Annotated in this window: 1 protein-coding gene; it reads right to left on the bottom strand. The window is 32.7% G+C overall.

Features of this window, described 5'->3' with window-relative positions:
* Positions 1-248: 248 nt before the first annotated feature.
* Complete coding sequence (locus VDP25_RS17605) at positions 249-998, bottom strand: hypothetical protein (protein WP_334471948.1); 750 nt, start codon at positions 996-998, stop codon at positions 249-251.
* Between the last annotated feature and the right edge of the window lie 143 nt (positions 999-1,141).

Genomic DNA, 1,141 nt, shown 5'->3' with positions numbered 1-1,141 from the left:
CAGTGTAATATTTTTTAACGTTCAGCTTTAAATTCCAACGTATTTTTCTGAAGCAAGTAAGCACAGAATTTCGTAAAAGCCTTGAAATTGTTGGCACGCGCAAAATGTTTGCCAACGGTCTCGGCTATGAGTAGTTGCGTGGTTTAGCACGAAACTTTGCAAGTACGCACCGAACTGAAAATCCGCAAGGATTTTCAGAAGTAGGCGAGAACAAGCAATTACTTATAGCCATTGTTGGGCATAGTTTTTTAATTTTTAAACACTGTTCGTTTCAATATTTGCCAAATGATTAAAATCAAAATTATTATTCCGTATTTAATCCATTTAGCTTTTTTGTCAGTTTTTATAGATTCCTCAACTTCTGATGTTTGATTTGGACTTTTATACTTTCTGAATGTGACCTGTTCCATTATTTCATCTCCATCTGAATGGTCAAGTAAAACTCCTAATCTTCTTTTTGCAATTCCAAAAGTAAAGTCTTCCATTAATTGGTCTTCAGTGAAATCCTCTTCTGGGTCATCATCATCTTTCCAGAAGTTTTGATTTCCCTTTGAATAAGACTTGTCATAGATTTCGTTTTCTTCCTTTATTCTCTCTCCAAATTCAATTCTTGGTTCATCAGAAGATATGATTTTAAGTCTTTTTTTAATTCCGTTTTCTATTAGAGAATATCCGTGATAATTTATAGCACTATGGCAAGCCACAGTTACAATTTCAGATATTGGAAATAGCTCAACAAGTTTTTTCTCTTCTTCTGTCAAGTTCAGTTTATCTGCTCTTTCAAGGCTATTTGTTGTAAGTTGGTAATCATCACTGATAATTATATTTCCGTTATAATATCCAATATTTATGGATTTGTCATTCGGATAAATACATTCGTCAAGAGTCAATTCTCGGTCAAATTCATATTCTGATTTACCTAACGCTTCAAGTATTTTACTTTCATCAGTAAAATCCTCTTTATTTTCAATTATAATTAGTGATGATTTCCATCCCATATTTCGGTTTTTTAAATTATGCCCAACGGTTTTGTGTATGGTTAGTTGCGTGTTTCAGCAACTAATTTAGTAAACAAAAACGAACGCGAGAAAATTCCGAAGGAATTTTCCAAATAAGCACTTGCCAAAGCAATTAATTATAC

Origin of the sequence: Winogradskyella sp. ECml5-4, assembly GCF_036903175.1 — a bacterium.
Taxonomy (GTDB): Bacteria; Bacteroidota; Bacteroidia; order Flavobacteriales; family Flavobacteriaceae; genus Winogradskyella; species Winogradskyella damuponensis.
Note: the sequence above shows the minus strand (reverse complement) of the source record. Positions and strands in the feature narration are given on the sequence as shown.

Coding starts and splice junctions, on each gene's coding strand:
- VDP25_RS17605 (WP_334471948.1), bottom strand. CDS start 998: ATGGGATGGAAATCATCACTAATTATAATTGAAAATAAAGAGGATTTT.